A 12876-nucleotide genomic window follows, 5' to 3' on the forward strand; every position below is an offset into this window, starting at 1 on the left:
ACGCGGGTCAGCGATGAACTTCGTGGCTGACGGTAGCGGCCCGGTAGCCGTTCTGCTACCCCGCGCGCCTCCCCTGTGGACAACCACGGCGGCCATCGGTCGCTTACGATGTGCGGCAGCCACGTCGCGGCGCGTGACGGGCAACCCGGGGCGGTCGGCCGCCCGGCACGTCCACACTGGTCGAGGAGGCGCGGTGTCGCCGATCACCACCGGAGGCCCGCAGCCGGCGAGCCGGCCCGGTTGGGGCCCGGCCCCGTCCGCCGGCGCCGCGACAGCCGGGCCGGGCATTCCCACCGCCGCCGGCGCGATCACGTCCGTCGACACCGCACCGGGTATCGACACCGGAGCAACCGCGACCGCAGCGCCCAGCGCCGCCCCGACCGCGCTCGGCCTCGCCGGGCCGGGGGCGGCTCGGGACGGCGTACGCGGTCGAGGACCTCGCGACCGGTGGGCCGCTCTCGGTAGGCGCGGCGCGGGGTTGCGCGTGGGTCAACTGGTCACCGGGCAGGTAGCCGTCGCGGTCGTCCTCGCGGCGTTGGGCAGGGGCGCTCCGGTCACCGTCGCCGCACTGCTGGTGGCAGCGCTTCTCGTGGCGGCCGCCGGCGTCCGGGTCCATGGCCGGTGGCTCTTCGAGTGGCTCGGCACCGCCGCCGGGCATGTGACCCGACGCCGGGCGCTGGGCGAGCAGACCAGTCCGGCCGGGTTGCTCGACCTGGTCGCCCCCGGTGCCGTGGTCCACTCGACGGAGCTGCCCGGCGGGCCGGCGGCGGTGCTCGAGGACATCGGCGGCATGGTGGTGCTGCTGGAGCTCGGCGACCCCGGCGACCTGCTCGGCGACGCGTCCCGGGCGATCCCCACCCCGTCCGCGCTGCTGCCGACGCCCGGTCCGGACGTCCCGCCGCTGCGCATCCAACTGCTCCTCAGCGGGACGCCGGCACCCGTCCCGGCGGCGGGTGGCACTGTCGGCACGTCGTACCGGCAGCTCACCGACGGCCGACTCACCGGGCGCGAGCGGGCGGTGCTGGCGGTCCGGGTGCTGCGGGCGGACGGGTGGACGCCTGAGGCCCTGCGTCGGGCGCTCGCCGGCACGGTACGCCGGATCGTCCGCCGACTCGGGCCGCTGACCGCCCGGCCGCTCGGCGTACCGGCGGCACTGCGCGTGCTGGGCGAGTTGGCCCACCACGACGGCCAGCCGGTACGGGAGTCGTGGCCGCTGCTCCGCTCGGGCACCCTGGTCCAGGCCACGTTCCGGCTGGTCCACTGGCCGCAGACCGGCGCCCCGGCCGCGCGGCGACTGGTGCCCCGGCTGCTCGCGCTGCCGGCGACCGCGACGACGGTGTCGCTCTGCGTGGGGTCGCCGCCGGGCGGGGGCACCGGCGCGGCACCCACCGAGCTGGCCGTACGCCTGGCTGCCGCGTCGACAGCCGAACTGACGGTGGCCGTCGACGCGCTTGGCAAACTGGTCAGTGGCGTGGGCGGGGAGCTGCGCAGACTCGACGGCGCGCACCTGACCGGGCTGGCGGGCACGCTGCCGCTGGCGCTCAGCATCTCCGGGGCGCAGCCGAGGGCGGCGCTGGACGACTGGGAGCTGACCCTGGGCGAGGCGGGGATGATGGTCGGCACCAACCGGCACGGGGGCGCGGTGACCGTGCGGTTGTTCCGCCCGGAGAGCACCCGGGTGTTGCTGGTGGGCGGGGTACGCGTCGCGCAGTTGGTGGCGCTGCGCGCGATGGCCCTGGGCGCGCTCGTGGTGGTGCAGACGGCGCGACCGCGGGTGTGGGAGCCGTTCGTGCGAGGTGTGGGCGCGCCGGGTGGAACGATCCCGCTGCTCCCGCCGGGTCGACAGGTCGCCGGGTCGGTGGGCACCGCGCTCCAGCCGCTGCTGCTGGTGGTCGACGCCGGGCCGATGCCGGCCGAGACCGAGCCTGGTCCGGCGTGGCGGGCCACCCTCGTGGTGCGCGATGAGCTGACCTCGGCCGACGTGGACGCGTTGAGCCGCGCCGACCTGGCGGTGCTGCAACCCTTGCACGCGGCCGAGGCCGTGCTGGCCGGCGCGGCGTTGGGGCTGGGTGGGTCGGCCGACTGGCTCACCCGGATCCGGGACGACATGGTGGCAGTGGTGAACCGCCGAGCCCTGCGGTGGGCGCTACTCTCCCCCACTCCGATCGAGGCGCAGTTGATCGGCCACCCGGCGCGCGGCTGAGCCGGCGGGGCGTCGACCCGAGTCGCGTCGTCCCGGGATGGTCAACCGGTGGGTTACGCCGGTGAGTGGTCCGTGGCACGATCCCGGCCATGGGTTTTCTGAAGGGGTTGCTGATTCGGCTGGCCACCACGGCGCTGGCCTTCTGGTTGGCCACACTGCTCATCCCGGGCATCGACCTGGAGTCGACCTCGGCGGTGCAGACGGTCACCACGCTGATCCTGGTGGCGGTGATCTTCGGCGTCGTCAACGCGGTGCTCCAACCGGTCATCAAGACCGTCGGCTGCGGCTTCTACCTGCTCACCCTGGGGCTCATCGCGCTTGTGGTGAACGGGCTGCTGTTCCTGCTCACCAGCTGGATCGCCGACCAGGCCGGGCTGCCGTTCTCGGTGGACGGTTTCTGGCCGGCCGCCGTGCTCGGCGCCCTGTTCGTCAGCATCGTGACCTGGATCCTCGGCGCCGTTCTCGACCGGGACTGACCACGACCGCCCGCGCCGCCCGGCCCCCGATGGGCCGGGCGGTCCGGTGACCAGAGTTCGGGAATTGGCCGGCCGGCGAGCCGGTCGGGTTGGCTAGCCTCGCAGACGTGTTCTCGCTGACCCGCGCCGACGGCCACCTGATCTGCACCGACCCCGCCCGGCTCGACCTGGACCTGATACACCACTGGCTGTCCACCGACGCGTACTGGGCGCTGGGGCGTGACCGGGAGACGGTCGTGCGGGCGTTCGCCGGGTCGCTTCCGTTCGGCGTCTACCGGCCCGGGGACGGCCGTCAGGTGGCGGTGGCCCGGGCGGTCACCGACGGCGTCACCTTCGCCTGGCTCTGCGACGTGTACGTCGACCGGGCCTCCCGGGGCCTCGGGCTGGGCGGCTGGCTGGCCCGCACGGTCCGCGACCACCTTGCCGAGCTGGGCGTACGCCGGATCCTGCTGGCCACCAACGACGCGCACGAGGTGTACGCGCGGGCCGGCTTCACCCCGTTGGACGCTCCCCAGCGGTGGATGCAGCTCGACCGCCGGCCGCCCGTGACCCCGATCACCGGAAAGGAACAAAGCGGAGATTCACCCCTTACGGTGGAGGCGTGACGCCACTCCGCCTGGGATACCTCTACGGCATCGGCGCGTACCTCCTCTGGGGTTTCTTCCCGCTCTACTTCAAGCTGCTGCGACCCACCGGCCCGCTGGAGATCCTGGCCCACCGGATCGTCTGGTCGGTGCTCTTCGTGGCCCTGCTGCTCGGCGCGCTGCGCAACGTCGGCTTCCTGCGGGCGCTGCTGCGCCGGCCCTGGACGGTGGCCGGAATCGTCGCCGCCGCCGCGCTGATCGCCGTCAACTGGGGCACCTACATCTACGGGGTCAGCTCCGACCGTGTCGTGGAGACGGCGCTCGGCTACTTCATCAACCCGCTCGTGGTGGTGCTGCTCGGGGTGACGGTGCTGCGCGAACGGCTGCGCCCGGCGCAGTGGATCGCGCTGGGCATCGGCGGGGCGGCCGTCGCGGTGCTCGCCGTCGACTACGGCCGGCTGCCCTGGCTGGCACTGACCCTGGCGTTCAGCTTCGCCGGCTACGGCCTGATCAAGAAGCGGCTCGGGCTGCCCGCCGCCGAGGGGCTCTTCGTCGAGTCGGCGGTGCTGGCACTGCCCGCGCTGGGCTATCTCGCCTGGCTGAGCCGACATGCCGAGCTGACCTTCGGGCACGTCTCGGCCGGGCACACCACGCTGCTGGTGCTGGCCGGCGCGGCCACCGCGATCCCGCTGCTGCTCTTCGCCGGGGCTGCCAACCGGCTGCCCCTGACCGGCCTCGGCATGATCCAGTACCTGGCGCCGATCCTCCAGCTCGCCTGCGGCGTGCTGATCTTCCACGAGCCGATGCCGCCGGCCCGCCTCGCCGGTTTCGCACTGGTCTGGCTGGCCCTGATCGTCTTCACCGCCGACGCCGTCGACCAGTCCCGCCGCACCCGCACCCGCGCGCACACGCGCGCGACCGAGGCGCCCGTCTCCACCCCCTGATGAGAGGGCTACGGGACCGCGTACGTCAGCAGGGGCGTGCCGTCGGATCGTTGGAGTTCCACGCTTACCAGCTCGGCGTCGGTGAAGCGGGTGACGCCGGTGAAGCTGAGGTCGTCGCCGGGTGCGGCCAGCCAGGAGCCGATCTGCTCGCTGCTGCCATTCGGACCGTGCGCCACCAGCCGGAACGGGTACGCCTTGCCGTAGCTCGTCCGCGCGTCGTACCCGCAGTGCATGGTCACCTCGGTGCCCGACTTGCTGCCGGCCAACCCGATCTCGGCGTGCACCGGCCCGGCGGTGGCCACCGGCCGCATGGCGACCATCGACACCTGCGAGCCAGGGCGGGTGCCCTGCGCCCCCGGGGGGACCGGCGGGGCGGCCGGTCGGGGCAGGATCGCGGCTGTGCCGACGCCCACCACCAGGGCGAGCGCTGCGGCGGTGAGCGCGGTCAGGGCGTACCGCCGACGGGTCGCGGCGCGCTCGCGGCGCCGGCGGCCCCGGGCCTCCTCGATCAGCGCGGGCGCCCGGGGTGGGGACGGCGGCGGCAGGAACTGCTCCAGACCCGCCGGGTCGAGGCGGCCGAGCAGTCCGGGTAGGACGGCGATCTCGGCGACCGCGTCCCGGCAGGAGGCGCAGCCGGCGAGGTGCCGCTCGTAGGCCGCCCGCTCGGCGGGGGCCAGGGCACCCAGCACGTACGCGCCGTCGTCGTGCGCGAACTCGCACCGCGTCATCCCGTCACCCCCATCTCGGCCAGGACCAACCGTAGTGAGCGCAGGGCGTAGTGGGTGCGCGACTTCACGGTGCCCGGCGGCACGCCCAGCCTCGACGCCGCCTCGGCCACCGACCGCCCCTGGTAGAAGCACTCGACAAGCACCTCGCGGTGGGTGGGGCTGAGCCGGTTCAGCGCCTCGGCGACGGTCCACGCCTCCACCGCGCGCTCGGCCTCGTCGACCACCTCGGGCGGCTCGGGCAACTCGTCGGTGAAGACCTCACCGACCCGGGTGGACCGTCGCCGCCAAGCGTCGATGGCCAGGTTACGGGCCGTGGTGAACAGCCAGGCGCGTACGGAGCCGCGGCGCGGGTCGAGGGACTCGGGGTGCCGCCAGGCCCGCAGCAGCGTCTCCTGCACCAGGTCCTCGGCCCGCTGCCGGTCGCCGTTGACCAGCCGCAGGGCGTGTGCGTACAGCGCCTCCGCGTGCTCGTCGTGCAGCGCCCGCAACAGTTGGGCGTCATGGTCGCTGATGGCGGTCTCCTCACTTCCGGCGCGCGTCCGGCGGTGTGTCCGCTCGGGAATACGTGCTGTCACACCGATCGGTTCAGTGCGATGTCAGACCGGCCGCGCGGCGGTCGCTGCCCGCGCAGGTGTTCACGCCTGGTTCACACTGCGGCCGACGACCGCTCACCACGTCCTCCTAGCGTCCGGCTGGTACGCCGCCTGTCGTGCCACCGACTTTCCTGGAGGCCACCCCCATGAGCGACCGTCCCCGGCTGCTCCCCCTGCTGACCGGTAACCGCCATGGCACCCGCGACGCCATGACCTGTCTGTACCGCTGCGGCAACGCCTGTGACCACCCGGTTCCGAACACGTCCGACAACGCGTACTTCGGTGACGTCGTGAACGCGGAGGTCTCCCGGCGCGGCGTGGTCCGGGCCGGCGCGGTTGGCGCCCTGGTCCTCGGCTTCGGTGGCGCGGCCGCCGGCGCGCTGGCCGGAGCTGCTCCGGCCGCAGCGGCACCCACCAACCCGGACGTCCCCGAGGGCTTCGGCTTCGGCCGTCCGGGCACCGGTGTCGGCAGTGGCGCGCTGACCTTCAAGCCGATCCCGCCGAACAAGCTGGACTCCCTGGTCGTGCCGAACGGCTACGACCACGCCGTGGTCATCAAGTGGGGTGACCCGGTGCTGCCGGGCGCGCCGGAGTTCGACCTGCACGGCCAGACCGCCGCCGCCCAGTCGAAGCAGTTCGGCTACAACAACGACTTCGTGGGCGTGCTTCCGCTGGACAAGCAGGGCAGGCGGGCACTGCTCGTGGTCAACCACGAGTACACGAACGAGGACCTGATGTTCCCCGGCTTCCCCGGCCTGGACGGGCTCTCGGTGGAGCAGCTGCGCACCGCGATGGCCGCGCACGGCATGTCCGTGGTGGAACTGGAGCGGGTCGCCGGCACCGGGCAGTGGAAGCCGGTGGACAACGGCCGCCGGCCGTACAACCGACGGGTCACCGCGCTCAGCACCAAGTTCGACCTGACCGGCCCGGCCGCCGGCTCCGCGTGGCTGAAGACCGCCGCCGACCCGAAGGGCCGTACGGTCGTCGGCACGCTCAACAACTGCTCCGGTGGCGTGACCCCCTGGGGCACGGTGCTGTCCGGCGAGGAGAACTTCAACCAGTACTTCGTGGGCGCCGACGGCGCGCCGGCCGAGCTGAAGCCGAAGTTCGACCGCTACGGCATCACCACCACCGCTCGCTACCCCAGCGGCAGCCGCAAGTGGGAACGCGTCGACGAGCGCTTCGACCTGGCCAAGCACCCGAACGAGGCGCACCGGTTCGGCTGGGTCGTCGAGATCGACCCGTTCGACCCGGAGAGCCGGCCGCGCAAGCACACCGCGATGGGCCGGTTCAAGCACGAGGGCGCGAACGTGATCGTCGCCAGGGACGGGCACGTGGTCGCGTACATGGGCGACGACGAGCGGTTCGACTACCTCTACAAGTTCGTCTCCGACAAGAAGTTCCTGAAGGGCAACTCCTGGGCTGCCCGCAAGCACAACCTGACCCTGCTGGAGTCCGGCACGCTCTACGTCGCGAAGCTGGACCAGACCAGCGCCGGCGAGATCGACGGCTCGGGCACGCTCCCCACCGACGGCGCGTTCAACGGCCGGGGTCGCTGGATCAAGCTGGTCAGCGGCAACCGTTCGTTCGTCGACGGGATGACCGCCGCGGACGTGCTCACCTTCACCCGGCTCGCCGGCGACAAGGTCGGCGCGACCAAGATGGACCGCCCCGAGGACGTCGAGCCGAGCCTGCTCACCGGCAAGGTGTACGTGGCCCTTACCAACAACACCGATCGAGGCAAGGCCGACAAGGCGCCCGCGGACGAGGCCAACCCGCGCAACGCCAACAAGCACGGGCAGATCCTGGAGCTGGTCGAGGACCGCAACGACAACACCGCGGAGACCTTCGCCTGGTCGCTGCCGATCGTCTGCGGCGACCCGACCGACCCGTCGACCTTCTTCGCCGGGTACGACAAGACAAAGGTCTCCCCGATCTCCTGCCCCGACAATGTCGCCTTCGACGCCACCGGCAACCTGTGGATCTCCACCGACGGCAACGCGCTGGGCAGCAACGATGGCCTCTTCGCGACGGCCGTCCAGGGCCCGGAGCGGGGCCACCTCAAGCAGTTCCTCACCGTGCCGATCGGCGCCGAGACCTGCGGCCCGTTCATCACCGGCGACAACCGCTCGGTCTTCGTGGCCGTCCAACACCCGGGTGAGATCACCGGCGCGTCGGTGGAGAACCCGGCCTCGAACTGGCCGGACGGCGACTACGCCAAGCCGGGCGTGGTGGTCACCTGGCGCCTCGACGGCGGCCCGGTGGGCAGCTGACGGTGCCCCGGACGGCTCGCTGACGTTATCCCCCGGCGGTCCGGCGCTCGGCCGCCCCGAGAGGCCCTCTCCCAGCCCGGGAGAGGGCCTCTCGGCGTCGTACGGCTCAATGGTCGCTGGCGATGCCGTCGGCGACCGTACGGGCGACGGTGAGCAGCTTGGCCCGGACGACTCGCGCCGAGGTCATCATCTCGCTCGCCGGCAACGCACAGGCCAGCACGACCCGACGTTCCATGTCCTTGTCCGGCGTGACGAGCACCGCGGCGCAGGCCACTCCCTGACGGAACTGGCCCAGCTCCAGTTGCATCCCGCGCCGGTCGCCGGCGGCCAGGTCGGCCTCGAACGCCTCGGTGGTGGTGAGCGTGGCGGTGGTGAACGGGCGCATGCCGTACTCGCGCAGGTAGCGGAAACGCTGCTCGGTCGTGAGGGTGGCGAGCAGGGACTTGCCGAGGGCCGTCGCGTGCGCGCCCTCGTCGAAGCCGGGGACCAGGTCCTCCAGGTAGGGCGAGCGGTGCCCCTCGGCCACCGCCGTGATGGCGACCTGACCGCCGACGAAGCGGCCCAGGTAATGGCTGTAGCCCGTGTCCACTGCGGCCCGGCGCAACGTCTCACCGACCACCGGCGGGCCCCGGAACGCGGTCACCAGCTCGCGGTAGCGGTCGGCCACCTCCAGCCCCACGATGTACGTGCCGTCCTCCCGACGGATCACGTAGCCCTCGTACGCGAGTGTGCGAACCAGGTGGTACGTGGTGGCCACGGTCAGCTCGCACCGGCGGGCGATCTGCTTGACGGTCAGGCCCTTCGGGGCGCGACCGACCGACTCGAGCACCCGCAGTGCTCGGGACACGCTGCGGATCAGGTCCGAAGGTTCTGCCAAGGGGTCGCGCACAACCACCTCCGCCGCCGGGGACTTACACCATATGAAAAACAGGCCGGGTGCGAAATGCCTGTTCGGGTCGAGGATGCCAGATCACCATCCACTCCTCGTAGGGCACCGGTCACCGGGAGTGCTCTGAGCCTGACTCGCGTAGGTTTGCCGGACGATGACCGACACCGCCCTCACCCCCGCCGAAGGCCGCGCCCGGACCCGCCCGATCCGGGCCAGCGCCGGTGCCGTCGCCACCACCGTGGCCTGCGTACTCCCCGTGTTCCTGCTCGGCGGCCTCGCCGTGCAGATGGGGGCGGACCTCGGGTTCTCCCCGGCCGGGCTGGGCCTGGCCGTCTCCGTCTACTTCGGCGTGAGCGCGCTGGCCTCGGTGCCCTCCGGCCGGCTCGTCGAGCGCTACGGGCCGGCCGTGGTGGCCCGCAGCGGCATCGTGCTGGCCGCCGGGTCGATGCTGGCCGTGGCGGCGCTCGCCCGCTCGTACGGGGTGCTGCTCGCCCTGCTGGCGCTCAGCGCCGCCGCGAACGCCCTCGGCCAGCTGTCCAGCAACGCCGCGCTGGCCCAGCACGTGCCACCCCACCGGCAGGGGCTGTCGTTCGGTGTCAAGCAGGCGGCCATTCCGGTCTCCACCCTGCTGGCCGGCGCGGCGGTCCCCACGATCGCGCTCACCGCCGGCTGGCGCTGGGCGTTCGTGGCCGCAGCCGTCGCGGCGCTGACGACGCTGCCGGCCGTACCCCGGCAGGTGCTCGGCCGGGGCCGACGGGCCGACGCGACGCGCGCGGGCCGGGCCACGACGGCCCTGGTGGTGATCGGCGCGGCGGCGACGTTGGCGGCGAGCGCTGCCAACGCGCTGGGCACCTTCCTGGTGGACTCGGCCGCCGCCCGGGGGCTCTCGCCGGGCCTGGCCGGCCTCACCCTGACCCTGGGCAGCGCGGTCTGCGTGGCCGCCCGGGTGGGCGCCGGCGGGCTGGCCGACCGGCGGGCCAACGGTCACGTCGCGCTCATCGCCGCGATGCTTGTGGTCGGGGCGGCCGGGCTCGGTCTGCTCGCGGTGGCCGGCCCGGTGCCGCTTGTCGCCGGCGTGGTGCTCGGCTTCGGCCTGGGCTGGGCGTGGCCCGGCCTCATGAACTTCGCGGTGGTCCGGCTGCACCCGCAGGCCCCGGCCGCCGCCACCTCGATCACACAGACCGGGGTGTACGCGGGCGGCTGCCTCGGCCCCCTGAGCCTCGGCCCGCTGGCCGCCCACCTGGGCTACCCCACGATGTGGACCGCAGCAGCGGTGGCGATGCTGGTGGCAGCAGCCCTGATGCTGGCCGGCAGCCGCCTCCTGCAGTCCCACGCCAACCCCACACCTGACCCCGCGTGATCATGAAGTTATTGCCCGCTCAAACGGCGTGTCGTGGCAATAACTTCATGATCGACCGACGGTCAGCTGGTGCGGTCGGCTATGTAGTCGCAGAGGGACTCCAGCGCCTGGCGGGGCGCGCTCGCCGGGAGCGGGGCCAGACGGGCGCGGGCGTCCTCGGCGTAGCTGCGCACGGTCTCCCGGGCCCGCTTGAGCGCCGGACTGTCCCGCAGCAGCCCCAGGGCCTCGGCGTGCAGCGCGTCGTCGGTCAACGGGCCGGTCGCCAGGATCTCCCGGAGCCGCACCGACGAGGCGTCGGAGTCGTCGGCCGCACGGGCGTAGAGCACCGGCAGCGTCGGGACACCCTCGCGCAGGTCCGTGCCGGGCGTCTTGCCCGACTGCACCGACTCGGACGCGATGTCCAGCAGGTCGTCGGTGAGCTGGAACGCGACACCGATCGTCTCGCCATAGCCGCCGAGGGCCTCGACCTGCTCGGCGGGGGCGCCCCCGAACATGCCGCCGAACCGAATCGACGTGGCGATAAGCGATCCGGTCTTCTCAGCGATCACGCTCAGGTAGTGCGCGACCGGGTCCTCCCCGGGGCGCGGACCCACCGTCTCGGCGATCTGGCCGTGCACCAGGCGGGCGAAGGTACGCGCCTGCAACCGGACCGCCTCGGGGCCCAGGTCGGCCGCGATGTCCGCGGCGCGGGCGAAGAGGTAGTCACCGACCAGGATGGCGACCGAGTTGGTCCAGCGCGAGTTGGCGCTCGGAGCGCCCCGCCGCACGACTGCCTCGTCCATCACGTCGTCGTGGTAGAGGGTGGCCAGGTGGGTGAGCTCCATCACCACGGCAGCCGGGACCACCTGCGCGCCGGTCGGGTCACCGAACTGGGCGCCGAGCGCCACCAGCAGCGGCCGGAACCGCTTTCCGCCGGCCTCCAGAAGGTGCCGGGCCGCCTCGCTGACGAACGGGTCGGCGCTGGCCACACTCGCGCGCAGCTCGACCTCGACCTCGTCCAGCAGACCCAGCACGGACGCCTCGACGCGGGGATCGGCAAGATGAAGGCCGAGCGCGCCGAACTGACTCGTGCTCGCCCGACCCCGGCGACCGCCGGAACCGGTGGCACCTGAACGCTCGCCAGCCGGAATCACCACACCATCAACCATGCCACACCCGTTCGACCTGCTCCGGGTCGGGGATACGCAGCGGGGGCCGGCACGCGGTCACGCGCCGGCCCCCGCTGTCCGGGGTACGTCTCACCGCACGAATTCTGCGGCTCCGGTAGCCAGGTCGAGCAGTGGAGCGGGGGCGACACCCAGCGCCAGGGTGGCCACCACGCCGATCATCAGCGCGGCGGAGGTGAGCCCGCCCGGCACGGTGACCGTCGGGGTGGACTCGCCCGGCTCGGACAGCCACATCATCACCACGACCCGCAGGTACGGGAACGCCAGCACCATGCTGGTCAGCACGCCCGCGATGACGAGCCACGCCTGGCCGCCGTCCAGCGCCGGCCCGAAGACCGCGAACTTGCTGGTGAAGCCGCTGGTCAGCGGGATACCGGCGAACGCCAGCAGGATGAACGTGAACAGCGCGGCGTAGAACGGCGAGCGGCGCCCCAGACCCGCCCAGCGGGACAGGTGGGTGGCCTCACCGTCGGCGTCACGCACCAGGGTCACCACCGCGAACGCGGCCAGCACCGAGAAGCCGTACGCGACCAGGTAGAACATCGTGCCGGAGAGCCCATCCTTGCTCGGTGCCAGCACACCGACCAGCAGGTAGCCGGCGTTGGCGATCGAGGAGTACGCGAGCAGCCGCTTGATGTCCGTCTGGGTGACCGCGAGCACCGCGCCGACAAGCATGGTCAGCACCGCCACCGCACCGAGCACCGGCGTGAAGTCCCAGCCCCCGCCCTCGAACGCGACGTGGAAGACGCGCAGCAGCGCGCCGAACGCGGCGACCTTGGTGCAGGCGGCCATGAAGCCGGTGACCGGGGTCGGCGCGCCCTGGTAGACGTCCGGCGTCCACACGTGGAACGGGGCCGCCGCGGCCTTGAAGAGCAGACCGATGGCGAGCAGCGCCATGCCGGCGAAGAGCAGCACCGGGCTGGCCGGCGACTCGGTCACCGCCGCGTTGACGGTGGCGAAGTCGACCCCTGCCGAGCGGCCGGGGACGCCAGCGGTGAAGCCGTAGATCAGGGCCACACCGAACAGGAAGAACGCCGAGGCGTACGCGCCGAGCAGGAAGTACTTCATCGCCGCCTCCTGGCTCAGCAGACGCCGGCGGCGGGCCAGCGCGCAGAGCAGGTAGAGCGGAAGGGAGAAGACCTCCAGCGCGATGAACATGGTCAGCAGGTCGTTCGCCGCCACGAAGATCAGCATGCCGCCGATCGCGAACGTGACGAGCGGGTACACCTCGGTGAGCCCGTTGCGCCCCTCGGCCTGCTTCCGGTCGTCGGCCGACTCGGCGGTCACCGCGGCCTGGGCGACGAACGCGCCGCCCCGCTCGACGGAGCGGTCACCGATCAGCAGCAGCGCCATCGCGGCCAGCACCAGGATGGCGCCCTGGAGGAAGAGCGTCGGCCCGTCCACCGCGATGGACTGGCCGGCAGTGATGAGCCGGTCGTCGGCGTTGAACACCACCATGGTCAGCGCGGCGAGGACGGCCAGCAGCGCCACCGTCAACTGCACCACGTGCCGCGAGCGCCGGGGCACGAACGCCTCGACCAGCACACCGAGCAACGCGGTGCCCAGCATGATCATGATCGGGGCGAGTGCCGCGTAGTCGAGCGACGGCAATTTCAACTCGGTCACTTTGCCGACCTTTCGTTCGCGACTGCGGGGCTCC

11 protein-coding genes are annotated in these 12876 nt (G+C 72.7%); 6 read left to right on the forward strand and 5 right to left on the reverse strand.

Going from position 1 to position 12876, the window contains the following annotated elements:
- Positions 1-193 precede the first annotated feature (193 nt).
- From eccE to rarD, 4 genes are all read left to right on the forward strand, one after another.
- Positions 194-2203, forward strand: a complete 2010-nt coding sequence (eccE, locus tag AB0K10_RS26850; protein ID WP_363687886.1) for a type VII secretion protein EccE — start codon at positions 194-196, stop codon at positions 2201-2203.
- Positions 2204-2292: 89 nt separating this feature from the next.
- Complete coding sequence (locus AB0K10_RS26855; RefSeq protein ID WP_007454618.1) at positions 2293-2679, forward strand: phage holin family protein; 387 nt, start codon at positions 2293-2295, stop codon at positions 2677-2679.
- A 107-nt stretch (positions 2680-2786) separates the two neighbouring features.
- Positions 2787-3284 carry a GNAT family N-acetyltransferase gene (locus AB0K10_RS26860; protein ID WP_363687889.1) on the forward strand — a complete coding sequence of 166 codons (498 nt, stop codon included), beginning with the start codon at positions 2787-2789 and terminating at the stop codon, positions 3282-3284.
- Entirely contained in the window at positions 3281-4207 is a 927-nt protein-coding gene (rarD, locus tag AB0K10_RS26865; protein WP_363687891.1) for an EamA family transporter RarD, read from the forward strand. Before AB0K10_RS26860 ends, rarD begins: the two co-directional genes overlap by 4 nt.
- Positions 4208-4215: 8 nt before the next feature.
- Here the strand turns inward: rarD and AB0K10_RS26870 are convergent, their stop codons facing one another.
- Together AB0K10_RS26870 and AB0K10_RS26875 are read right to left on the reverse strand one after the other, a co-directional pair.
- Positions 4216-4935 carry a zf-HC2 domain-containing protein gene (locus AB0K10_RS26870; RefSeq protein WP_363687893.1) on the reverse strand — a complete coding sequence of 240 codons (720 nt, stop codon included), beginning with the start codon at positions 4933-4935 and terminating at the stop codon, positions 4216-4218.
- Positions 4932-5447, reverse strand: a complete 516-nt coding sequence (locus AB0K10_RS26875; RefSeq protein ID WP_266249813.1) for a sigma-70 family RNA polymerase sigma factor — start codon at positions 5445-5447, stop codon at positions 4932-4934. The genes AB0K10_RS26870 and AB0K10_RS26875 overlap by 4 nt, the downstream gene beginning before the upstream one ends.
- A gap of 227 nt (positions 5448-5674) precedes the next feature.
- Here AB0K10_RS26875 and AB0K10_RS26880 point away from each other — a divergent pair, with 227 nt between their 5' ends.
- On the forward strand, positions 5675-7801 hold the full coding sequence (locus AB0K10_RS26880; protein WP_363687895.1) for a PhoX family phosphatase: 2127 nt from the start codon (positions 5675-5677) through the stop codon (positions 7799-7801).
- Positions 7802-7907: 106 nt separating this feature from the next.
- Here AB0K10_RS26880 and AB0K10_RS26885 read toward each other — a convergent pair whose 3' ends face one another.
- On the reverse strand, positions 7908-8690 hold the full coding sequence (locus AB0K10_RS26885) for an IclR family transcriptional regulator C-terminal domain-containing protein (RefSeq protein ID WP_234584571.1): 783 nt from the start codon (positions 8688-8690) through the stop codon (positions 7908-7910).
- Positions 8691-8844: 154 nt separating this feature from the next.
- On the opposite strand from AB0K10_RS26885, the gene AB0K10_RS26890 reads away from it, so the two are divergent.
- Positions 8845-10050, forward strand: coding sequence for an MFS transporter (locus AB0K10_RS26890; RefSeq protein ID WP_363687898.1), 1206 nt, complete (start codon positions 8845-8847; stop codon positions 10048-10050).
- A 62-nt stretch (positions 10051-10112) separates the two neighbouring features.
- On the opposite strand, the gene AB0K10_RS26895 is transcribed toward AB0K10_RS26890, so the two are convergent.
- Together AB0K10_RS26895 and nuoN are read right to left on the reverse strand one after the other, a co-directional pair.
- Complete coding sequence (locus AB0K10_RS26895; protein ID WP_363687900.1) at positions 10113-11198, reverse strand: polyprenyl synthetase family protein; 1086 nt, start codon at positions 11196-11198, stop codon at positions 10113-10115.
- A gap of 90 nt (positions 11199-11288) precedes the next feature.
- Entirely contained in the window at positions 11289-12842 is a 1554-nt protein-coding gene (gene nuoN, locus AB0K10_RS26900; RefSeq protein WP_363687902.1) for an NADH-quinone oxidoreductase subunit NuoN, read from the reverse strand.
- Positions 12843-12876: the final 34 nt, after the last annotated feature.

The organism is Micromonospora sp. NPDC049274, from assembly GCF_040678875.1.
Classification (GTDB): Bacteria; Actinomycetota; Actinomycetes; order Mycobacteriales; family Micromonosporaceae; genus Micromonospora.

Coding starts and splice junctions, on each gene's coding strand:
- AB0K10_RS26880 (WP_363687895.1), top strand. CDS start 5,675: ATGAGCGACCGTCCCCGGCTGCTCCCCCTGCTGACCGGTAACCGCCAT.
- AB0K10_RS26890 (WP_363687898.1), top strand. CDS start 8,845: ATGACCGACACCGCCCTCACCCCCGCCGAAGGCCGCGCCCGGACCCGC.
- AB0K10_RS26870 (WP_363687893.1), bottom strand. CDS start 4,935: ATGACGCGGTGCGAGTTCGCGCACGACGACGGCGCGTACGTGCTGGGT.
- AB0K10_RS26855 (WP_007454618.1), top strand. CDS start 2,293: ATGGGTTTTCTGAAGGGGTTGCTGATTCGGCTGGCCACCACGGCGCTG.
- AB0K10_RS26895 (WP_363687900.1), bottom strand. CDS start 11,198: ATGGTTGATGGTGTGGTGATTCCGGCTGGCGAGCGTTCAGGTGCCACC.